The sequence below is a fragment of the Paenibacillus sp. FSL P2-0136 genome, from assembly GCF_037975325.1.
GTDB lineage: Bacteria > Bacillota > Bacilli > Paenibacillales > Paenibacillaceae > Paenibacillus_AQ > Paenibacillus_AQ silagei.
Genome location: NZ_CP150244.1, coordinates 6,739,909 through 6,762,013, shown reverse-complemented (window position 1 = coordinate 6,762,013; position 22,105 = coordinate 6,739,909). Strand labels below are relative to the sequence as shown.

Below are 22,105 nucleotides of genomic sequence, written 5' to 3'. Positions count from 1 at the left end.
AGGTTGATCAATGTGGAGAACCAGGGTACACCCTCCAATTTCATTAAGAACGTCATTACCGAAGATCTCCGCTCGGGCAAGGTTAAGGAAGTCGTCACCCGCTTTCCGCCGGAGCCGAACGGTTATTTACATATCGGACATGCCAAGGCGATCTGGATTAACTTCACGCTGGCGGATGAGTTCGGCGGCAAGACCCATCTGAGATTCGATGATACGAATCCGCTCAAGGAAGATACCGAGTATGTCAATTCCATCCAGGAGGATGTGAAATGGCTCGGGTATGAATGGGAGGAGCTGCGGTTCGCCTCGGATTATTTCGGGGAGATGTATGCGCGGGCCGAGCTGCTGATCAAGAAGGGCAAGGCCTATGTCGATGATCTCAGTGCCGAGCAGATCCGTGAATTCCGGGGAACCCTGACGGAGCCGGGGCAGAACAGCCCTTACCGCGAGCGCGGGGTGGAAGAGAACCTTGATCTGTTCCACCGTATGAAGGCGGGAGAATTCAAGGACGGCGAGAAGGTTCTGCGCGCCAAAATTGACATGTCCTCTCCTAACATCAATCTGCGGGACCCGGTCATTTACCGGATCTCCCACTCCCATCACCATAATACGGGCGACGCATGGTGCATTTATCCGATGTATACCTTCGCGCATCCGCTGGAGGATGCCATTGAGCATGTCACCCATTCCCTCTGTTCCCTGGAGTTCGAGGACCAGCGCCCGTTCTATGACTGGGTTGTCGCGGAATGTGACATGGAGGCTGCACCGCATCAATATGAATTCGGACGCCTTAATCTGGCCCAGACCGTTACGAGCAAGCGCAAGCTGAAGCTGCTGGTCGATGAAGGACATGTGGACGGCTGGGATGATCCCCGCATGCCGACGATCTCCGGGCTGCGCCGCCGCGGCTATACACCGGAAGCCATCCGCAGCTTCGTGCATGAGACCGGTATCTCGAAGAGCCAGGGGCTGGTGGACCTGCAGATGCTGGAGCACTTCATCCGTGAAGATCTCAAGCTGACGGTTCCCCGGACGATGTCTGTGCTGCGGCCGCTGAAGGTGGTTATTACGAATTATCCTGAAGGCGAGACCGAATACTTCGAAATTGAGAACAATGTGGAGAACCCGGAGATGGGCAACCGCCAGATTCCGTTCTCCCGTGAGATCTATATTGAACGCGATGACTTCATGGAGATTCCGCCGAATAAGTATTTCCGCTTGTTCCCCGGTAATGAAGTGCGTCTTAAGAATGCTTATTTCATCAAGTGCAACGACTTCATCAAGGACGAGAACGGCGAAGTGGTGGAGCTGCACTGTACCTATGATCCTGAGACGAAGAGCGGCAGCGGCTTCACCGGCCGCAAGGTTAAGGGAACGCTGCACTGGGTAGATGCAGGCCAGGCTGTACCGGCGGAATTCCGCCTGTATGAGCCGCTGATCTCTGCCGAAGAGGCGGAGACGGATGCTGAAGTAGAAGGTCTGGAAGCTTCCGCTGACAAGCCGGAGCCAACCTTCCTGGATCAGCTGAATCCGAAGTCCATCGAGATCCTGCAGGGCTTCGTGGAGCCTGGGCTGAAGAACAGTGTGGCGCAGGACAAGTTCCAGTTCTTCCGTCACGGGTACTTCAACGTAGACAGCAAGTATTCGTCGCCGGAGCATCTGGTGTTCAATCTGATTGTATCCCTCAAAAGCTCCTTCCAGCCCAAGAAAGGCTAGAAGAGCTGCATATAAGCAAACAGGCTTGGTCTCCCGCCGGGAGGCCAAGCCTGTTTGCTGTATCCAAATATAAGAATTTATATGACGCTATAAATTATCCTTCTATTTCTCGCTGAAACGGTACCGTCCCATTAAAGGACGGCAAAGCCGTTTCCACTTGTGCGTATACCTAGTCTTCCGCCAGCTCGTCCTCGGGATCAGCCGGAGGGCGGTAGCTGCCGCGAATGACAGTGAGCCACATCATTCCGAAGCCGATCGCCCCGAACAGGGCAAGAAGCGCACCGGATTGATACATCGTCTGCGCGCCGAGGGTCTGATACATCCAGCCGCCGAGGACGCCGCCAAGAATGCCGGAGATTCCGCTCCAGGTGAGCGTGTAGAGAGCCTGTCCCGAGGAACGGTAGGGCTTTGGCACCAGCAGCATAGTCAGCTGGGTTCCGACATAGAAGAAGCCGCCGAAGGTAATGGAGTGCAGCACCTGAATAAGTGCGACCTGCAGCGGAGTCGTTGCATCGGCCATCAGCCACCACCGCAGGAAGAACAGCGCGCTGACCAGCGTAAGTGAGGCGAGCAGGACAGAGATTTTGCGCCGGAGAACGTAATTGCATAGGAGCAGCACTCCCATCTCCAGGATGGAGGACAGGAACACAGCGAGACCGATCATGGTCTTGCTTCCCCCCAGCTCCGTGATGTACAGTGACACAAAGGTGTTATTCATCGTATTCGGAATCGAGACCAGGATGCCGAAGAGGATGAAGCACAGGAAGAACGGGTTATGGAAGATCTGGCTCATGCCTTTGAAGGGCAAGGGGGCAATTCCGATCGAATGGTCCAGCTTCGGCAGCGTGATTAGTGCAATCATCGCCGCACAGAGCAGTGATGCAAACAGATAGGACAGCACAGAGATGCCGGCCCATTCAATTACGGGACCGGCAAGGATGGCGGTGAAAGCCCAGCCTAGTGATCCCCATAACCGGAAAGAGCCAAAGCTGCGGCTGGTTCCGTCAATATAGCTGAGAATCATCGTGTTGCTCTGGGCGAACAGGGGCCCCTGGAAGAAATAGAAGAACAGAATGGATATGTAGATCATTTCATATGTATTCGCCTGAAAGACAAGTTGGGTCAAGACCAGCGTTCCCGTCAGCATGACGAGGACAATCCGCCGGATATTCTGATACCGGTCACTCCAGATGCCCCAGAAGGGGTTGGCAATAATGGAGACCAGTGCGCCTACAGACATCAGGCTCCCGATCTCCAGCTTATTCATCCCTACATCCTGCAGATATAAGGGAAAGAAGCTGGTGAAGAGGACAACCGTTCCATATACGAAGAAGTTGAACCATTTCAGAGAGGTGAAAGACAGCTGCTTATCGGATTGATCCCGCAAACGTTGCACTCCTTTCCCGCTAGGATGCCTTGCATTCTTGCTGTGGCCGTCTTATGATGCCGCTGATATCACTGTAACATTTGTTGAAAAGGGATACAAACCAACTTTTATGGGGAACTACAAATCAATGGCAAAATATCTGTTTAACTTCAGTTTACATAGGTCAGTTATTCTGGGTTCTAAGGCGGAAGCGGGGCGCCACTGCTCCATACATCTATCTGCCGGAAAAGGGGATTCCTTATGACAAACAAGCAAGCACCGCAGAAGCAGGGCGCGGCCATGAGGCCGTTCCTGAAGCTGCTGCACGAAACCAAACCATCTTATCTGCTGCTGGCGCTGGCCCTTGGCCTCAGCATCATTTCGACCCTGGTCGGTCTGGTCATTCCCATGTTCACGAAGAATCTGGTGGACGGCTTCTCGCTGGCTTCTGTCAGCAAGCTGCAGATTGCCGGCATCGCCGGAGCGTTCATTGCGCAGACCGTGGCCGGCGGAGTCTCGATTTACCTTTTGAATGCCGTCGGGCAAAAAGTTGTGGCCGGGCTTCGTGACAGGCTGTGGCGCAAATTCCTGGTGCTGCCCGTCTCCTACTACAATGAGAACCGGACAGGCGAGAGCGTCAGCCGGATGACTAATGATACAGGAATTCTCAAGACACTGATCTCGGAGCATCTGGCCAGTCTGTTCACCGGCCTCATCTCCATTGTCGGCTCTGTCCTGGTACTGTTCTATTTGAACTGGAAAATGACGCTGGTGCTGTTCACGGTGCTTCCGCTGTCGGCGCTCATTCTGGTGCCGCTGGGACGGCAGATGTACAAGATCTCCAAAGGCACGCAGGACGAGACGGCCTCCTTCACCGCTGTGCTCAGCGGTGTGTTGTCCGAGATCCGGCTGGTGAAATCCTCGGGAGCGGAGCAGAAGGAATATGAGGCCGGACGGAAAGGGATTATGAACCTGCTGGGCTTCGGGATTCGTGAAGGCAAGATCAGCGCCCTGATCAGCCCGCTGATCTCCTTCGTTTTCATGATGCTGCTGGTGGTTATTATCGGCTATGGCGGGATGCTGGTATCCTCAGGGGCGCTCACCGCCGGCGAACTGGTCGCCTTTATTCTGTATCTGATCCAGATTATTATGCCGCTGACACAGCTGACGCAATTCTTTACCCAGCTCCAGAAGGCCAAGGGTGCCTCCGAGCGGATCATTGAGACCCTTGCTGCAGAGGAAGAGGTGTATGAAGGTGTGGAAGAGGCTGAGGGCACAGAGGGTCCGATTGCAGTGGAAGATCTCAGCTTCGGATACAAGACGGGCGAGAAGGTTCTCAGCAAGGTAAGCTTCACTATGCATCCGGGGCAGGTGACTGCCATTGTCGGCCCGAGCGGCGGCGGTAAAACAACCCTGTTCTCGCTGCTGGAACGGTTCTATCAGCCGCAGGGCGGAGTCATCCGGCTGGACGGCAAACCGGCTTCGCTGTTCTCTCTGAAATCCTGGCGGAAGAGAATCGGTTATGTCTCACAGGAAAGTCCGCTGCTGGCCGGTACCATTGCCGAGAATCTCGGATACGGGCTGGACCGCGAAATCAGCAAGGAGGAGCTGAAGCGGGCTGCGGCCATGGCTTACGCTGACGGCTTCATTGAAGAGCTCCCGGACGGGTACAACACGGATGTCGGTGAACGCGGCGTCAAGCTGTCCGGCGGACAGCGGCAGCGGATTGCCATCGCCAGAGCATTGCTGCGTGATCCGAAGATTCTCATGCTCGATGAGGCTACCTCAAGCCTCGACAGCCAGTCGGAGGCCGTAGTGCAGAAGGCGCTGGGCAATCTGATGCAGGGCCGGACTACGATTGTGATTGCTCACAGATTAGCTACGGTGGTGAATGCGGATCAGATTATTTTTATGGAGAAGGGCCGGATCACCGGCAAAGGCACGCATGAGGAGCTGCTGAGGGACCATGAGCTGTACCGTGAATTCGCCGAGCAGCAGCTGCAAATGAACACACCTGAGCTTCTGGGCCAAGGGATAGAGGAGGGTTCTACAGACTATGGTCAAAATACTGGTAGTGGACGACGATCCGCACATCCGCGAATTGGTGGGAGTGTTCCTGAGAGCTGAAGGGATGGCCGAGGTGCTGAGCGCTTCTGACGGACTGGAGGCGCTGCGGCTGCTCGAAGAGACTGCGGCGGATATGGCGATCATTGATATTATGATGCCGAATATGGACGGCTGGGAGCTGTGCCGGGAGCTGCGCAAGCAGTATGATTTTCCGATACTGATGCTGACGGCCAAAGGGGAGACCTCGCAGATTGTCAAAGGCTTCGAGCTGGGCACAGACGACTATCTGGTCAAGCCGTTTGAGCCGCCTGTGCTGATCGCCAGGGTCAAAGCCCTGCTGAAGCGTTACCAGATTTCGGCCGCCCAGAGTGTTACCGTTGGCAGTCTGCGGATGAACCGCGCCACCTATGAGGTGCTGTCCGAGCATGGCGAGTTCACGCTGCCGCTGAAGGAATTCGAGCTGCTCTTCAAGCTGGCCAGTTACCGGGGGCAGACGCTGACCCGTGACCGGCTGATTGAAGAGATCTGGGGCTACGATTACGAAGGCAATGAGCGGACGCTGGATGTTCATGTGGGCCGTCTGCGCGAGCGGTTTCCGCAGGAGCGATTCGGATTCTCCATTCGCACGATCCGGGGGCTTGGCTACCGGCTGGAGGGATAGGCATGAAGCACAGAGCCAAGAAGATATGGGAGAAAGTCAAAATAGTTGGACCTATAGCCGGACTATTGAGCATGTTCTTTATCACCTGGAACGGGAGCTATTTCGGCTCAAGGCTGCTGGTCCATTATTTTCACTGGTCCTTCTCCGAATATGGGTATCACCTGTTTGTGATGGCGATGCAGATTATCATCTTTTTCGTCTGCGGGGCGATGATTGCCTTCGCTACACGCGGCAAGGATCAGAACTTCTATAGGCCGATCCTTACAGCCATGCGGCAGATCTCTCAAGGCAACTTCAAGATTGAACTGGAGAACAGCGGCCAGTACCGGCAGTTCGGAGGGATTGTGGAAGGGATTAACGAAATGGCGAGTGAGCTGAGCCGGATGGAGCTGATGCGGCAGGACTTCATCGCCAGCGTATCCCATGAGATCCAGTCGCCGCTGACCTCGATCCGCGGGTTCGCTGCCGCGCTGCAAGAGGAGAACCTTAGTCCGGAGATCCGCAAGCATTACCTGGATATTATTGAAGCGGAGAGCCGCCGTCTGTCCGGCCTGAGCGACAATCTGCTGAAGCTGTCCGTGCTGGAGGCAGAGAGCTTCCCGTTCGAGCGGAAGCCTTATAGGCTGGATAAGCAGGTGCAGGCGATGATCCTGGCCGCAGAGCCGCAGTGGCTGGGCAAGGAGATTGAGGTGGAGGCCGAGCTTCATGAGACCACTGTGACTGCGGTGCAGGATCTGCTGAGCCAGGTATGGACCAACCTGCTGCATAACAGCATCAAATTCACCCCCCAGGGCGGACGGATCACCGTCATTGTACGCAGCATGGGGGAATGGGCCGAGGTGGAGGTCAGGGACAGCGGGATAGGCATGAGCGAAGAAGAGCTGGCGCGGATCTTCGAACGGTTCTATAAGGCGGATAAGTCCAGAAGCGTCAGCAGCGGAAGCGGAAGCGGGCTGGGCCTCCCGCTCGTGAAGAAGATCGTGGAGCTCCATGAAGGCAGCGTAGACGTAACGAGCCGTCCCGGAGAGGGGACGGCGTTCATCGTGCGGCTGCCGCAGCAGAGCGGATGAGCCATGAACCCGCCGTTCAGGCGAATAATCAGCGCCGGTACTTCAGCCGGATATTCACTGGCCAGGAGGCCGGTTAAATTAGTACAGTGTCAGGTTTAAAATAGTGGAGTAGAAGCAACTCCCCTTCAAATTACATCTTTTCTAAGCGGGGGTGTTCTTCAGGGGCGTTGGCTTAGCGTAACGGACTGAGGTGCTCTTATTTGGGAAGAAAGTCGCCAACTGGGCGAGTAACGGACTCCACAGGCCTTATCCTTTAGACTTCGGCTCCGAAACGTCTCAGATTGAAACAATAAGGCCACCTGAGTCCGTTACACTGCAAAAAGTGGCATTTTCGTGGGGATAAAGTCTCTCCGGTCCGTTAGACCTTGGGGTGGATAGGGTTTCCCATCCGAACAGCATAGCCCCGTACCCAGGACAGACAGATCATACTGTCATGGGTGCGGGGCTATTTACGCAGCCGTACTCGGTTGAATCCGTCTGTGCTGTCTCAATCACAGTCCCCGCCGGATCAGCTCTGCCAGCAGGGGGATGCTGCGCTCCAGTTCAGCCGCAGAGGCATAAGCGTAGGACAGCCTGAGATGTCTGCCGTCGCTGCGGTCGTACAGATCGCCCGTATTCAGCAGCAGTCCGGCGCGCAGCGCTGCGCTGAACAGCTTGCGTGGAGGGACAGCCTCGTGGAGAGACAGCCAGATATAGAAGCCTCCTGCCGGTACGTTCCAGCTTGCCAGTCCGGTGCAATGGAGCTGCAGTAGCTCAAGCATGTGGTCGCGGCGCGCGCGTAGTCTGCCGCGCAGCACATGCAGGTGCTCTTCATGATAGCCGCCCGTAAGCCAGCTGGCGGCAGCCAGTTGAGACAGGGAGCTTGCACCATAATCACTCTGCATCTTGATGTCGGCCAGCCGCCGGACTACCGGCTCGGGTCCGGCAATCCAGCCGATGCGCAGACCGGGGCTGGCGGCCTTGGACAGAGTGCCCAGATGCAGGACCCGTCCCTCCTGGTCCAGCGCCTTCAGCGGCGGCGGAGGCGGAGCGTCCAGCCATAATTCCTGGTAGGCCCCATCTTCCAGAATGGGCAGCCCAAGTCTGCCTGTGACCTCCATCAGCTCCTGGCGGCGCCCCTTATCCATTAGGATTCCCGTAGGGTTATGAAAGGAAGGGATGCTGTAGAGCATCGCCGCCTTAGTGCGGATCGCCTCAGCCGTGAGGTATTCCGGGATCAGACCACGCCCGTCCATAGGCAGGCCGCTGAATTTCACCCCCGCAGACTGAAAGGCATGGATCGAATACAGATAGGACGGCTTCTCCAGCAGGATAGAAGAGCCGCGCGGCAGCAGCCCTAGGGCAATGAGCTGAAGCCCCTGAAGGGCGCCGGAAGTAATCAGAATGGAGTCCGGGCCAGCGGTAATGCCGCTCCGGGCCAGTAACTGGCTGACCGCCGCCCGCAGCGCCGGACTACCGAGCGGCTCCTCATAGGAGAGTGGAGGAAGAACGCGCTGCGCGAGTCCGGCCAGCACCTGGTTCATTGCTGCCCCGGGCAGCAGCTCAGGCGCTGGCTCACCCGTGCCAAGGCGGATCAGGCCCGGCTCATATTCGAGCCGGTTAATGTCCTGGATGGTGGGCAGGTTGGGATAGTGAATCCCCTCCTCGACATAGTCGTTCCAGTTGCCGGAGCGTTCCGGCTTAGAGGGCTCCTCTTCCCCGTCTTCTACGCATTCTCCTGCGGAACCAAGGGAAGCCGGGAGCGCAGAACGTGTGCCCGTAACTATTGTTCCGCCCCCGCTTCTGCCTTCTATCAGGCCCAAGGCGGTAAGCTGGCCCAGCGCTGTAACCACCGTGCTGCGGTTCACTCCGAGCTTGCGGCACAGCTCCCTCTGCGGGGCCAGACGCATACCGGGCGGCCAGGCCCCGGTGCTGATCTTGGTCAGGAAGTAGGCGTAGATCTGACCATGCAGCGGCAGCGGAGAAGCCGGGTCCGGCTTCCAGTTCTCAGACAGGCCGGAGCCAGCGTCAGCTTGCTGCACTTCAGGAGCTGCGGGCCGGAAAGCCTCCGAATGTACGGATTGGCCGGGCGTGCTTAAGTCTGTATGGTTGGAGCGTTGTGAGTGTGTCAAGGGCAGGCTCCTTCCGGACGAATGATTGTAGACAATTAGCAGTTATCATGCCAAGGGCGAAAAACCGAATACATTGTGCCACTGCCAAGGCAACCGGCTCCATTGTATGCGAAAAACCGAACACATCGGCCATGCGCCTGCGTGCCACCACAATGTATGTTGTTTTCCGCATACATTTGGCCCATGCGCCTGCGTGCCACCACAATGTATGCTGTTTTTAACATACATTGTGTCACTACTAAGGTAACCGGCCGATTGTATGCGAAAAACCGAACACATTGTGCCACTGCGAAGGCTACCGAGCGAGTGTCCCCTTCACAGCCGCTGTTGACTAACATAATCCCTCATTGCTTGCTTTCCTTCTCTCTCTCTTTCGTTCTTTCTCCCAGTCTACCATGATTCCTCCCCTTTCATTCGTCTTGGTTGGTATGTGTCCAAAAACTTGGATGGTTACGGCGGCCGCTATGGCAGGGTACGATCAGTAGGCTATAACCGGAGGAAGCCTGGGAGGTTTGTTTATCGGGAAGCACCACTAGGAAGATATAAGGGGGAAAAGAAATGGTGCAGGCCATTCTACATGGAATTATCCTGGCCTTCGGGCTGATTCTGCCGCTGGGCGTGCAGAATATATTCGTTTTTAATCAAGGGGCACAGCATACCAGATTCCGTAGTGTACTGCCTGTCGTACTGACGGCAGCGATATGCGATACGCTGCTTATCGCTGCGGCAGTCGGCGGAGTCTCCTTGGTCATTTTATCGCTGCGCTGGGTCACGCCTGTTATATATGGAGCGGGCATTCTGTTTCTCACCTTTATGGGTTGGAGAATCTGGCACTCCGCTCCGGCGAAGGATGAGTCGGGCCGACTGTCACCGAAGGGACAGATCCTCTATGCGCTGTCTGTGTCCCTCCTGAACCCGCACGCCCTGCTGGATACGGTGGGCGTGATCGGGACCAGCTCGCTGCAATACGACGGTGCGGTGCGCTGGACCTTCGCGGCTGCGACAGTGGCCGTCTCCTGGCTCTGGTTCCTAGGACTTGCTGCAGCGGGGCGCCAGCTCGGCAGGCTGGATGCTTCCGGCAAGGTTATGAAGGGACTGAATACCGTTTCAGCACTGCTGATCTGGGGGATCGCCGTCTACATGGGGGTTCAGCTATGGGGGCTGTTGTATGGCTAAGTGATTCCCCTTAATTAGTCTTTGCTCAATAAATCTGTTAGTTCTTTAGAGCTGCGATCTTTTAATTTCAACATTTTTTCGCTATTACTATCTTTAATCAAAAATCCACTTTTGGTTTTAAAATCTAAATAAAGGCTGAATCTCATAACTTCGGTATCCGCGTAAGTAACATTCATTCGATACGTTGGTGGACCCACATCAACAGCCCCGCGCACTTTTTTCACAGTTCTTATAGCATGGTTGAATACCCGGATGCTATCGTTATCAGTGTAAGTAGTTTCAGCTGTTTCAGAAGTAAGAGTGACGCTAACAATCTCAGGATTTGGTCTGACTAAAACATATATTAAAACAAGTAATAGTATTAATGAAATTGAAATGATGCCGATTTTTCTCATAAACGCTCCCCCTTGTAGCAATCTTGTAGATCCTTGGATACCTCTATGTATGCTCTGGACCTTTTTGGAAAAAGAGTGCCGTTTAACATAGTTTCGGCCTGTATCCGTAAGATTCGGCAAGCCGCTTGCCAAACTGTTTCGAATTCTTCACACTTTCGAGCTATAGTTGTTTAATTTGACTCTATTCTATTGACGGTTGAAATCCCATCATCTACCATACAGATATAAACATAATGTTCTAAATTATGGAATGTGGGAGGTGTTGTTGCTTTGAAGCCTGCAGTCATGATTCGAGACCAGCTTGCAGATTATTTAACCCAGCAGGGGCTGTCCATTAATCAGTTCGCCATAAGATCCGGCATTAATTCCGGGACACTGAGCCGGATTATTAATGGCCATCAGCCCATTGCCATGAGCCATCTGGAGTTAATCACTGCAGGAATGGGGCTTGGCGAGGATTTTTTTTACAGCTTATATGTGGAGGAATGCTTCTATTATTCGGCACCGACCTGGCGGCGGCTTCGCCCGTTCATTGTGAAATGTGCGGAACTGGGGCGTACGGATTGTATTGAGCTGCTGGTGCAGAACTTGCTGGATAATCTGACGTATGTCCCCATGCTGTACGAGGTTGCGGAAGGGTTGTTCCAGCAGGGCCACTGGCCGGCGGCTGCACTGCTCTATGAGAATGTTAGCGCCAGCGAGAAATACCAGTATTCTGAACGCTTGGCCACCTGCCAATACCGCCTGTTCCAGATTGCCCTGGGTGATGACCAGAGCACGAACCTGCGCGCAGCCACCCTGTTCGAGAGCTACATCCCGCGCCTGAATGAGGCGGATCAGTTGGATGGACTGAAGAATTTGATGGATGTCTACTACTCATTGCAGTTATGGAGTAAAGTAAATGAGCTTGCTCTTGAACTGTTTCGGCTTGCGACAATCCGTTATGATCTGTATTGTAACCCGAAATATAAAGAGGCAGTGAAGAGCGGAGAAAGACCTCTTTGCTTTTATATATTGTATGCCCATTTAATGCGTGCAAATGCATACGAAGAATGCGGAGAATATAAAAAGGCTCTTGAACTTGTACCTTTATATTTGGACGTAGATTGGATACATGAAGAAAGTGAGGAAGCCAAGAGGACTGTAGCGCAATTTCAGGAATGGGGTAAAGCTAATACTTATTTGTATCGCTTACTGGATGGACAGTTAGAGGTATTAGATGATTACGTTAATTATATTTCCACGCAACAAGGAGAGATTTTCATAGCTTTATTTTATATTGTGAAATCTGCAAACCTGTATAACTGGAATGTAGATTCTATTCTGGAACGCTTCGCGGGTTACATGCCTTACAGGATACATCTCACTGAGTTTGGAGTGTACAATCAGCAGATTAAAGCGGACCAACATGCCAGATTTCTTGTTGAATTGGGAGTCTATTATTTGCGGAATAAGCGAAGTGAAGGTATTGGATATATCCTACAAAGTTTGGAATCATCATCTAAACTTAATAATGAGAGTATCATCTTCAAGTGTGTTGATTTATTCGAGCAGAACAGGCATATTGCCGGGGAAAACGAGCAACTGCAATACAAAATATTAATAAGAGAGGTGCGGGATGCAAATGAAAAGAAAACTCCTATTAATGCTAGCCTCGTTTAGTATTGTTGTACTGATTACTATACCTGTAGCAGACTTAGTGGGCAAACCTATACAACAACAAACGATTCAAACCATGGGTCATGGGGCGGGCGGCTGAATAAGCGCAAGCAGTAATAACAGTATCACCTCTGGCGTCTTCTGCTAATGCAGAGGCGTCTTTTTTATGGACAACTCTTATCGCATCAGAGCTTTGTCAATATATTCACTTTAACAGATAATGCAATCAGTCCATTATTTTGTAGTTTTACATAAAAATCTATAATGTTGCATAAGGAGGCGGGATTCCCATGCATAGTCCAGCAATCGTTAGAATTCGCATAGAGCAAGCCAGAAGTAAGCTTCATACATTACATATTCAATATGGCGGTTTCAATCATCCTGAGGTCTTGCGGCAATCCGTGGTTCTGGATGAGCTGCTCAATGCCTACGATAATGCCTACCGGATGAATAAAAGGCCGCCTGCTTAAACAGTGCTTCAAGAAACAATCGGAGAGTCAGATATAAGTTCCATTGGACACGTGTATAAAAAAGGTGGTAACTGCTGTGGAGCATACAGTCAAAATTCGAGACGAGATAGCGGCGTATCTCACAAAACATAAACTGTCTATTAATCAGTTTGCGATTGCCAGCGGAATTCATTCCGGCACACTCAGCCGGGTAATGAAAGGCCAGCAGGCCTTAGCGATGAACCATCTGACCCGCGTGACCAGCGGGATGGGCCTGCCGGAGGATTACTTTTACAGTCAGTATGTTGATGAATGTCTATACGATTCGACGCCGACTTGGCGGCGTTTACGGCCATTCCTGCTGCAATGCGCGGCGCTATCGCGTCTGGATTGCATTGAGCGGGTGGCACAGAATTTACTGGATAATCTGCTGTATGCACCGCTGCTGTTCGAGGTTGCCGAGGAGTTATTTGAGCAGAAAAACTGGCAAGCCGCAGCACTAATCTACGAAAATGTGGGAGCCAGCGAGAAATACCAGCATTCCGAACGGCTGGCGCTCTGCCAGTATCGGCTCTTCCTCATTAATCTGGGCGATGATCCCCAGAAAAATCTAATCGCTGCTACTATATTAGAGAATTATGTCGATAAGCTGGACGAAGTCAATCAGTTGGATGCGCTGAAAGAGTTGGCTAATTTATACAGTGGGCTTCAGGCGTGGGACAAAGTATCTCAGTCTGTAGAAGAACTGCTAAGAGTCGCCACTGTTCAATATGAACTCCACGGACAAGTGCATCGTAAGCATAGTAGCAATCAATTTTATAAAAAGCCGCTGTATACATATATTTTATATGCTCAGCTTATGAGATCCTGTGTTTATGAAGAGCTGGGGGACTATAAAACCGCACTGGATATGGTACCTCAGTACATGGATCACAGCTGGATACGGGAAGATGACGAAGAAGCAAGACGTATTAAGGCTCAATATATAGAATGGGGAACGGCTAATACGTACCTTTACCGCTTAATGGATGGGCAGATTGAGGTGCTGGAAGAATATATAGAGTATATCTCCACCTGTGAGAACGAGATTTTTATGGCGCTGTTCAAGATCGTTCAATTGGCTAATCAGTATAAGTGGGACGTGGATCATGTGATACAGAGATTTGCGGACTACATTCCTTACCGAAAGGTTTACAGTATCTTTGGTGAGCACAACAAGTTCATTCATGAAAAAAACTACACCCAATTCTGCAGCGAGCTGGCGACCTACTATCTATCCCGCAAGCGGTACAAAGGCGATGATGTGATTATGCAAAGCGTAGACTTATCCGCCAAATTAGACAGCGAGCAGCAAGTGATCCGGGGGACGATATCCGTCGATTTCGAGATTGCGATTTCGGATATTCCGAAGTTGGGCTGATGTATTCAGGAACGGCTTAAACTATAGATCCTCCATACATAACGGCTGAGAATCCTTCAAGGAATCTCGGCCGTTGTGCGTTGGGTACAGCACAGAATGATATTATAGATTTCGAAAAATGAAATATTATTGAGACCATTATGAGAACTTTCCGCAGGCAGTCTAGCCTATGATGGATAAATAGGTTTCTGAAGTGTGGGGAGGAATTAAGAATGAACAATAAAAGAAGATTATTGGCGAGTGTCGTATTAATAGAAATATTGTTAGTTGGTTGTAGTCAGGTTAGTAACATATCTTCTTCTGATCCAGCCCCGACCGGTAAGCCGTCTATGACTGAGCCGATCCAAACCGTAAATGCTGATAACGATCCAGGAGAGAAGGACAATCTAGAGGAACAACAAGGTGAACTGTTAAGTTACACCGATGAGCAAATAAACGAAATCCTTACTGCTGCGAAGAAAGCTGGACTTAGTAAAGTGTACATACCCACAGTTGGCTTGGGTGTTGACGACTACCTGCATAGCGTTAAGGCTGGAGAAAATGAAGTTAATCTCTCGTTTATTCGTGGTTTAATTACGGAGTCTTCCAGAGAGCTTGAACCGTTACACGAAATTGAAACAACAAGAAAAGTTCAGCTTACTCAAACCATAACGGGAAATTGGATTAAGGAAAAAGGGTCCCAGGAGTTCTTATATTTTGAGATTGATGGAATTTACTTTAGCATGAAATCTGCCAAACAAATTGATCCAGAGGCTTATGAAAAGGCTGTTGCTTCAATGAGTGTGTTGGAGTAGCTTAACACTTTAACTATGAATCTATTCTAAACAAGCAGGCCCATGAACAAGTTCATGGGCATATTACATTTCTCTCCGTGCGCCCTACCCGCCAATCTGCGACATGCGGCGGGCGGTGGGGGTGTGGCTCTGGGCTTTGTGCTCCAGGGCCAGCGCCATTTCGTGGTTATGCGGCTTGTTGCCTAGCGCCTCGCGGAACAGGGCCTGCACCGCCGCAGGGGAGCTGATCAGCGGGCGCACATTATATTCGTCCTGCCAGTACAGGCAGGCTTTGATGTTGCCGTCGGCGGTTAGGCGCAGCCGGTTGCAATTGTCGCAGAAATGCTCGCTGACCGGGTGGATCAGCCCGAAGGTTCCCTTCGCGCCGGTGACCCGCCGGTTCTGGGAAGGGCCATTCCCGGAGGGCATGTCGGCCTCCTCGGTGGCCCAGCCCGCTTCCTTGCAGGCCTCTACTACAGTCTCCAGCGGCAGATAGGTCTGCCGCCAGGCGTCGCTGGCGCTGCCAATCGGCATGTATTCAATGAACCGCACATTCAGCGGGCTGTTCAGGGTCAGGGCGATGAAGTCCTTGATCTCGTCATCGTTAATGCCTTTCATCAGCACGACATTCAGCTTGATCGGGGACAGGCCGGCGGCTTCTGCGGCTTCAATTCCCTTCAGCACCTTGGCAACATCGCCGCCGCGGGTAATCATCGAGAAGCGGTCCGGCCGCAGCGAATCCAGGCTGATGTTCACCCGGGACAGCCCAGCCTGCTTCAGGATAGCCGCCTTGGCTGGCAGCATCAGCCCGTTCGTCGTCAATGAGATATCTTCAATGCCAGGTATAGCGGAGATCATGGCTACCAGCTTCTCCAGATCCTTGCGGACCAGCGGTTCGCCCCCCGTCAGCCGGACCTTCCGCAGGCCCAGGGGCGCAAGCGCCTCCACCACAGCGGCAATCTCCTCGTAGCTCATAATCTCGTCCTGCGGCTGGAATTGCATTCCTTCGGCGGGCATACAATAGATACAGCGCAGGTTGCAGCGGTCAGTAACCGAGATGCGTAGGTAATCATGTATGCGTCCAAAAGGGTCAGTCAGCGGCTCCATAGCGTTGCTCCTTCACCTGTTGATTTTAGTTTAAATTTTAAAGAAACCATTCAGCCGCGTCAATGCACAGCGGACAATCTAAAGCATAGGGGGATAGAAGGCCAAAGCAGCAGCCTAATTATGACAAAAGTGCGACAATTCCAGGGAATGGTCATAGAATGCTCACCGAAAGCGCTTATCATATTCGATATAATTTAGGTGCGGAAGATTCAAACTTTAGATACTTTTACTTTTGCGAAGCACAGCTATGATACCGGAAGGCTCAGGCGGCGATCCCTAAGGATACCCCGGGTATCCGGCAAACTATGTAGGGAGGATTTGCAAAATGACCATACCAACTGTTCCATCGCTTGTCGTGCCGGAGGCTTGCAGCCGCTGGCTGGAGAGTCGGGGATTAATATATCAGCTGCTGGTGGACTTCTATGGAAGAAAACCATCTCTCTCACTGGTCGCCCAGTGGAGCCGTAACCGTGAGATGAGTGTCGCTGCGGAGATGACCGAAGGCGGCCGTGAATTGAAGCGTTACCTGTGCAGCCAGGAGCCATCCATGCTCCCGGCCATCTGCGAGAAAGAGAAACTCGAATACAAACGTCTGATGAATGAGCGGGCCGTCAGCTCCTTCGTGGCCCGTGAAGCGGCTCAGCTGGGCCGTGAGGAAGAATTCTGCAACGTGCTCTCGGATGTGTACGCTTCGGCGGGGATTGTCTTCAAGAAGTGCAGCGGCGAAGCCGACGACCATATTGCCATTGAACTGGAATTCATGGCCGTGCTGCATGAACGGATGCTGTACAACAGCTTCTCGATCCGCAGTGCGATGGAGCTTCTGGAGATCCAGGAGAGATTCCTTGAGGAGCATCTGCTGAAGTGGACTCCACAATTCTGTGCGAGAATGAACGCTGCCACCGACAGCCCGCTGTATCTGGGACTCAGCCATATGTTGGAGGAATTCCTGCCGCAGGATCTGCATATGCTGCGTGCCTGGAAGGCTTCGCTGGAGAGCAGCGCGGCGGCCATGGCATAATAAGCATCCATATTCAATCAAAAAGGCGCCCTTCCATCCATCGGAAGGGCGCCTTATTTCTGCTCCTAGGGTCGTCGGGCCTTAAGTGTAGTCTGTGCAACTAAAGTGATGGGTGATCGCTAGTAAATGGTTATAAATGTAGTTTATACAACTAAATATCCCGATTTTTCCTAAAACAAGCGATACCGTTGTTTTTAATTGTACGGAATGCAGTTATCTCAACTATTCAGGCTTTTAGTCATCATTTAGGTGTACAAAATACAATTAGCGGTAAATGGTATAATAAAGTCATATGGAATATTCAAAGGAATGATTTAATTGAGAAGATCATTGAAACGAAAGCAGGCTGCCCTATCGTATGTTAGATCATCCCTTGCAATTGAAGGAAATCATCTTACTGTACAAGAAAATCAGGTGTTAATAGATAGAAGTAATGGAGGTATGAAAAATTCTGAGTTTTTAGCTCGTGCATTAGAAATGGCTAAGAATGTATGAGCAAGAGGATTCTCGGTACTGTTACCTTGGTACAATGGATTTACTGATAGAAGAAGCAGATTAATTGGTATAATTAGCATTACATAAAGATAGGCGCCCTTCCATCAATTCGGAAGGGCGCCTTATTTCTGCTCCTAGGGTCTTGAACTTAAGCTTTCACTTTATAGGTTGTGATCTGGAGAATCTCCTTCAGGGAGAGTGGCGGAGGAGAAGTTTGGAACTGTAGGAGCGATAGCGTTCGCCTTTAGGTTGGAAATTCTACCGCGAAGAGCGGTTCGAATCAGGAATTTCCAACCTAACAGCGACCGGAAGTCCAAACATTCTCTGCAGTCACGGTCCTGCCTGAAGCGGAGGTGCCCCAGTTCACTCTATATAACTGAAACTGCAGTTCATCCCCTATTTATTCGTAAGTCTTCTTACTCCGAAACTTCATCAGGAACTCATACACCACCGGTACAACGACCAGGGTCAGCAGCGTGGAGCTGACGAGACCGCCGATGACGGTTACGCCAAGTCCCTTGGAGATGATTCCGGCGCTGTTCTCCAGGCCTGTAACCAATGGCAGCAGGGCGCCTATAGTAGCGAGCGCAGTCATGAGAATCGGGCGAAGGCGGGTAGCCCCGGCCTCAAGCAGCGCCTTGCGTGTAGACATTCCCTCTTGTTCCTTATGGATTACCCGGTCAATCAAGACAATTGCATTGGTGACCACGATACCGATCAGCATCAGCGCACCCATCAGTGCGGAGACGTTCAAGGTCTCGCCGGCCAGGAGCAGGGCAACAAGAGCGCCGATGACTGTGAACGGCAGCGAGAACAGGATGGCGAACGGTGCCAGACCGCCGCCGAAGGTGACTACGAGCACGAAGTATACAATCGCAATAGCCGCGAGCATGGCGATGCCAAGCTGTCCGAAGGTCTCATTAATCTGCTCGGTGACTCCGCCGAAGGTGATGGTCACGCCGTCCGGGAGATCAAGAGCATCTATTTTGTCCTGCACAGCCTTGGAGGCACTATTAATGTCACTGGAGATAATGTCGGCGGTTACCTCGACTTTCATTTTGCCGTCTTCACGGGTAATGGAATCCGGGGACTGGCCCTGTTCGATGCTTGCTACCTCGCCAATCGGTACAGTAATACCTAGCGGCGAAGTGAGCGTGGCGGCCTTCATTTCTTCAATGCTGCTGTAGGAATCCTTGTCCGTCTCAATGTAGACCTTGTAATTCTTGCCGTCCAGCTCTACCTCAGTCAGTACAGGCCGGGTTCCGGCAGGGCTCAGCTTCATCACAAGCTGTCCGGCCGTTAGGCCCAGTGAGCTAAGCTTGGCCTGGTCAGCGACGATGGTGTATTGATCATAGGCTTCAGAGAGGCTGGTCTTCCCGTCTTTGAAGTTCTTGGTGTCTGCCTGAACGATCCCGGCAATGTCATCGGCTACCGGTTTGAGCTGCTCCAGCGTATCGCCGAAGATGTTAACAGTAAGGGTACTGCCGCCCAGTCCGCCTCCGGCCATGCCGGACAAATCGCCCCACACGCCATCCGGCACCTCTTGGCTCAAGCCTTCAATTAACTTCTCCTTCACGGTATCGAAATCAGGCGTGTTGCTGTCATACGTGACATAGAACAAGCCTGAATTGCCTGAGCCCATTCCGAACGGGCTGCTGCCGCCAATGGAATACTGCATTTTGTCGAGATGCTTCTGGGCCAGAATGAACTTCTCAGCCTTCAGGCCCAGCGCCTTCACATCCTCCAGCGTCTGCCCGGCCTTCGGGGAGAAGGTAAGCGTAACATTCTTCTCTTCCTGGGAAGGCAGGAAGCTGACGCCGATCGGCTTGATCAGGAACAGACTGCCTGCCAGTAGCAGGACAGCAACACCCAAGGTGATCAGCTTATGCGAGAGACACCAGTCCAGGATTCGGACATACCCGCCCGCCAATGCGCCGGGCTTGTCTTCGTGACCCTTTTTCCCCTTCTTGAGTCCATTACGGAACAGGGTATGGGCCAGTGCAGGCACCAGGGTAATGGCAACCACCAGTGAAGCCAGCAGCGCGAATACCATAGTGAGGGCAAACGGCAGGAACAGCTCACCGACCATCCCGCTGACAAAGGCGAGCGGCAGGAAGACGGCAATCGTCACAATGGTTGAAGACATAATCGGCACAAACATCTCACGGGTAGCCGCGCTGATCAGCTCTCTGCCGCGAAGCTTCTCGCCGGACAGCGTAAGCCGCCGGAAGATGTTCTCAATGACCACGATGGAGTCATCGACTACCCGCCCGATGGCTACGGTCATGGCGCCGAGCGTCATCATATTCAGCGTAATATCCATTTGCCGCAGGCATAATACTGCAATCAGCAGGGATAATGGAATCGAGATAATAGAAATAATGGTAGAACGGATATTGCGCAGGAACAGCAGGATGATAAGCACGGCGAACAGGGCGCCGAAGGCAGCCTTGGACAGCATCGTGTTCACGGAATCCTCAATCGGCTTGCCTTGATCCAGCAGCACGGTAAGGTCCATCGACTTGTATTGTTTCTTCAGTTCTTCTGTCTTGTCCTTGACCCCGTTCACGACATCGACGGTGTTGGCATCATTGGCCTTCACAATCTGAATCCCGATGGATTCCTTGCCGTTGGTGCGGGAGATGGATTCCGATTTGCCGACTACCTCGATAGTGGCAAGCTCGCTCAGCTTCACCGTCGGCAGCCCGGTCATGGCGCCAGCGCCAGCCCCGGTACCGCCAGCAGCAGCATTGGTGCCGCCAGCAGCAGTACTAGCACCGCCTGCTTCCCCGGCTCCTGTGCCAGGCATGCCAGTTGCACCGGCTCCGGCAGCACCCGCCGCAGGACCAGCAGGAACCAGCGGAATGCTGACATTCTGCAAGTCCTCCACTGTAGTGATGTTGCCGTCAACCACAACAGCCTTCTGTGACTTGTCCATCTCGAACAATCCGAGCGGCACCCGCAGGGAGGAGGCTTGGATGATGCCTTTGATCGTATCCTCGGTCAGTCCATACTGCTTCAGCTTCTCCTGATTGAACTTCAGGGAGACTTCTTTGACATATTGTCCGGCAATCTGCACAGAGGCGACGCCTTCTATATCCTCCAGCGCCGGGCGGATATCATTCTCGGCAACCCGGGTCAGCTCCTCCAGATCGCCGGAGCTCTCGTCAGAGATACTGAGGGAGATGACCGGCAGCGAGCTGAGGCTGAAGCGCGAGATTTGCGGCTTTTGCACCTCATCCGGCAGCTTCACCTCGTTCAAAGCTTCCCGCACTGCTGCTGTAGCATTGTCCAGGTTCGTGCCGTAGTCGAACTCAATGGTGACGCTGGAGGCGTTCTCCAGAGAGGTGGAGGTCAGCATCTTCACGCCGTCTACGTTGCGGAGCTTCTGCTCCAGCGGCTTGCTGACGTCATTCACGACCCCTTCGGGTGCGGCTCCAGGATAAATAGTAGTAATGCTGAGATAAGGGATACTAATGTTAGGCAGGGTCTCCTGCTTCATAGTCAATCCGCTGTACAGACCGGCGAAGACAATAATGATCGTCAGCAGCCAGACGGCGAATTTGTTGCGGAGCGAGAAATTAATTAGGCTTTTCATCAGAAAAAGGAACCTCCAGTACAATTATTCTTGATCTTACAGGCGTGCCGCCTCTGTCCTTAATGAAGTCCGCAGGAAGTGTGCATATAGGGGGTGAATATTTTCTTCAATTGACTTAGCTCGCCGGATAATCCGGGGTACCCCTCAAGATTGGCAATCATTCCTTGAATGATCGCTTTCCGGGGCTGGGTGGTGAGGATTTCGCTCTCCAGAATACCCAGGGACTCCAGACCGTCTTCGGCATGCTCCGGGCTGATTCCGTCCGCTTCACTGAGCAGGAGCTTCATCGCCTTGATCAGCTGAAGCGGGCTCTGGCGCGGTCCTTCTCCTTGACCCTCAGCCCATCCGGCGAGGACTGCGGAAGAGATCAGAGGGGCGGGCTTCCCTGCAAGCAGGCCGGAGACCATAATGTCCAGCCAGTCCACCAGCCGGTCAGCCAGTTCAGGGATGGAGACAACAGTCTCCTGACCGAACAGCAGCTTGATGCTGGAGCTGATCATGCCGTGGCTGAGCACGCACAGCTCGCCTGCATAGGGCAGAATCTCTGGCCCGTACATGAGCTCCAGCTTCTGCTGGAACCAGCGCAGCAGGGCGGCGTTGTTCTGCTTCACCCAATCGGGAATCTCGGCCACACCCCGGCCGGCCACCTCCTGGAATTGGCGCTGCAGGAATTCGCGCAGCTCGTATACATGACTAAGCAGAATTTCGAGCTGGTTACGCAGCTTCTCCCGGGGCTCTCTGCCGGCAGCCTGCTCCTCCTGCTGCAGCGGATCATGAATCATCCGGAAGCAGTAGATGTATATACTGCGTTCCAGATCTTCTTTGGATTTGAAGATCAGATACAGACTTCCTTTGGAAATCCCGCATAATTCGGCAATCTCCTGCATGGAGGTGGAGGAGGAGCCTTTTACAGCGAACAGCTGCATGGCGGTCTTGATGATTTGTTCTTTTTTGGTCATGCTTTTAGCGGTCAAGGCGATATAAGCCCCCGTTCTGACTAGACAGTTCTATATTTGACTGA

The 22,105-nt window shown here is 52.7% G+C and carries 17 protein-coding genes; 11 read left to right on the top strand and 6 right to left on the bottom strand.

All coding sequences use genetic code 11. The features are described from left to right. Window positions 1-12 precede the first annotated feature (12 nt). Window positions 13-1,716, top strand: coding sequence for a glutamine--tRNA ligase/YqeY domain fusion protein (locus tag NYE26_RS28845; protein WP_209869292.1), 1,704 nt, complete (start codon window positions 13-15; stop codon window positions 1,714-1,716). 169 nt (window positions 1,717-1,885) lie between these two features. On the opposite strand, the gene NYE26_RS28840 is transcribed toward NYE26_RS28845, so the two are convergent. Beyond that, the gene (locus NYE26_RS28840) at window positions 1,886-3,103 is read right to left on the bottom strand and encodes an MFS transporter (RefSeq protein ID WP_036726163.1); all 1,218 of its coding nucleotides are present in this window, start codon (window positions 3,101-3,103) and stop codon (window positions 1,886-1,888) included. 240 nt (window positions 3,104-3,343) lie between these two features. On the opposite strand from NYE26_RS28840, the gene NYE26_RS28835 reads away from it, so the two are divergent. From NYE26_RS28835 to NYE26_RS28825, 3 genes are read left to right on the top strand one after another with little or no spacing between them, the layout of a single operon-like run. Continuing rightward, window positions 3,344-5,209: an ABC transporter ATP-binding protein gene (locus tag NYE26_RS28835; RefSeq protein ID WP_339251939.1), complete on the top strand. Its 1,866-nt coding sequence runs from the start codon at window positions 3,344-3,346 to the stop codon at window positions 5,207-5,209. Continuing rightward, on the top strand, window positions 5,139-5,810 hold the full coding sequence (locus NYE26_RS28830) for a response regulator transcription factor (protein ID WP_339251937.1): 672 nt from the start codon (window positions 5,139-5,141) through the stop codon (window positions 5,808-5,810). Before NYE26_RS28835 ends, NYE26_RS28830 begins: the two co-directional genes overlap by 71 nt. Window positions 5,811-5,812: 2 nt before the next feature. Further along, entirely contained in the window at window positions 5,813-6,880 is a 1,068-nt protein-coding gene (locus NYE26_RS28825) for a HAMP domain-containing sensor histidine kinase (RefSeq protein WP_339251935.1), read from the top strand. Between the two features lie 491 nt (window positions 6,881-7,371). Here the strand turns inward: NYE26_RS28825 and NYE26_RS28820 are convergent, their stop codons facing one another. After that, window positions 7,372-8,991, bottom strand: coding sequence for a PLP-dependent aminotransferase family protein (locus NYE26_RS28820; RefSeq protein ID WP_339251933.1), 1,620 nt, complete (start codon window positions 8,989-8,991; stop codon window positions 7,372-7,374). 558 nt (window positions 8,992-9,549) lie between these two features. Here NYE26_RS28820 and NYE26_RS28815 point away from each other — a divergent pair. Further along, entirely contained in the window at window positions 9,550-10,167 is a 618-nt protein-coding gene (locus tag NYE26_RS28815; RefSeq protein WP_339251931.1) for a LysE/ArgO family amino acid transporter, read from the top strand. A gap of 14 nt (window positions 10,168-10,181) precedes the next feature. Here NYE26_RS28815 and NYE26_RS28810 read toward each other — a convergent pair whose 3' ends face one another. Then, entirely contained in the window at window positions 10,182-10,562 is a 381-nt protein-coding gene (locus NYE26_RS28810) for a hypothetical protein (RefSeq protein ID WP_339251929.1), read from the bottom strand. A gap of 270 nt (window positions 10,563-10,832) precedes the next feature. Between NYE26_RS28810 and NYE26_RS28805 the strand changes: the two genes are divergently transcribed. The 4 genes from NYE26_RS28805 (at window position 10,833) to NYE26_RS28790 (ending at window position 14,884) form a co-directional block, all read left to right on the top strand. Beyond that, on the top strand, window positions 10,833-12,224 hold the full coding sequence (locus NYE26_RS28805; protein ID WP_339251927.1) for a helix-turn-helix transcriptional regulator: 1,392 nt from the start codon (window positions 10,833-10,835) through the stop codon (window positions 12,222-12,224). 287 nt (window positions 12,225-12,511) lie between these two features. Next, window positions 12,512-12,691, top strand: a complete 180-nt coding sequence (locus NYE26_RS28800) for an aspartyl-phosphate phosphatase Spo0E family protein (RefSeq protein ID WP_036726170.1) — start codon at window positions 12,512-12,514, stop codon at window positions 12,689-12,691. A 76-nt stretch (window positions 12,692-12,767) separates the two neighbouring features. Next, a complete protein-coding gene (locus tag NYE26_RS28795; RefSeq protein WP_339251926.1) occupies window positions 12,768-14,090 on the top strand; it encodes a helix-turn-helix transcriptional regulator in 1,323 nt (440 codons plus the stop codon). A 212-nt stretch (window positions 14,091-14,302) separates the two neighbouring features. Continuing rightward, entirely contained in the window at window positions 14,303-14,884 is a 582-nt protein-coding gene (locus tag NYE26_RS28790; protein WP_339251925.1) for a hypothetical protein, read from the top strand. Between the two features lie 84 nt (window positions 14,885-14,968). Here the strand turns inward: NYE26_RS28790 and moaA are convergent, their stop codons facing one another. Then, on the bottom strand, window positions 14,969-15,970 hold the full coding sequence (moaA, locus tag NYE26_RS28785; RefSeq protein ID WP_339251924.1) for a GTP 3',8-cyclase MoaA: 1,002 nt from the start codon (window positions 15,968-15,970) through the stop codon (window positions 14,969-14,971). 325 nt (window positions 15,971-16,295) lie between these two features. Between moaA and NYE26_RS28780 the strand changes: the two genes are divergently transcribed. After that, a complete protein-coding gene (locus NYE26_RS28780) occupies window positions 16,296-16,991 on the top strand; it encodes a molecular chaperone TorD family protein (protein ID WP_036726172.1) in 696 nt (231 codons plus the stop codon). A 330-nt stretch (window positions 16,992-17,321) separates the two neighbouring features. Then, a complete protein-coding gene (locus NYE26_RS28775) occupies window positions 17,322-17,486 on the top strand; it encodes a hypothetical protein (RefSeq protein WP_339251921.1) in 165 nt (54 codons plus the stop codon). A gap of 400 nt (window positions 17,487-17,886) precedes the next feature. On the opposite strand, the gene NYE26_RS28770 is transcribed toward NYE26_RS28775, so the two are convergent. Beyond that, window positions 17,887-21,084, bottom strand: a complete 3,198-nt coding sequence (locus tag NYE26_RS28770; protein WP_339251919.1) for an efflux RND transporter permease subunit — start codon at window positions 21,082-21,084, stop codon at window positions 17,887-17,889. Window positions 21,085-21,143: 59 nt separating this feature from the next. Then, a complete protein-coding gene (locus NYE26_RS28765; protein ID WP_339251917.1) occupies window positions 21,144-22,043 on the bottom strand; it encodes a TetR/AcrR family transcriptional regulator in 900 nt (299 codons plus the stop codon). Between the last annotated feature and the right edge of the window lie 62 nt (window positions 22,044-22,105).

Bases quoted from the DNA above. Each gene is read 5' to 3' on its own strand.
- NYE26_RS28810 (WP_339251929.1), bottom strand. From the start codon at position 10,562: ATGAGAAAAATCGGCATCATTTCAATTTCATTAATACTATTACTTGTT.
- NYE26_RS28770 (WP_339251919.1), bottom strand. From the start codon at position 21,084: ATGAAAAGCCTAATTAATTTCTCGCTCCGCAACAAATTCGCCGTCTGG.
- NYE26_RS28790 (WP_339251925.1), top strand. From the start codon at position 14,303: ATGAACAATAAAAGAAGATTATTGGCGAGTGTCGTATTAATAGAAATA.
- NYE26_RS28765 (WP_339251917.1), bottom strand. From the start codon at position 22,043: ATGACCAAAAAAGAACAAATCATCAAGACCGCCATGCAGCTGTTCGCT.
- NYE26_RS28800 (WP_036726170.1), top strand. From the start codon at position 12,512: ATGCATAGTCCAGCAATCGTTAGAATTCGCATAGAGCAAGCCAGAAGT.
- NYE26_RS28825 (WP_339251935.1), top strand. From the start codon at position 5,813: ATGAAGCACAGAGCCAAGAAGATATGGGAGAAAGTCAAAATAGTTGGA.
- NYE26_RS28815 (WP_339251931.1), top strand. From the start codon at position 9,550: ATGGTGCAGGCCATTCTACATGGAATTATCCTGGCCTTCGGGCTGATT.
- NYE26_RS28830 (WP_339251937.1), top strand. From the start codon at position 5,139: ATGGTCAAAATACTGGTAGTGGACGACGATCCGCACATCCGCGAATTG.
- NYE26_RS28780 (WP_036726172.1), top strand. From the start codon at position 16,296: ATGACCATACCAACTGTTCCATCGCTTGTCGTGCCGGAGGCTTGCAGC.
- moaA (WP_339251924.1), bottom strand. From the start codon at position 15,970: ATGGAGCCGCTGACTGACCCTTTTGGACGCATACATGATTACCTACGC.
- NYE26_RS28835 (WP_339251939.1), top strand. From the start codon at position 3,344: ATGACAAACAAGCAAGCACCGCAGAAGCAGGGCGCGGCCATGAGGCCG.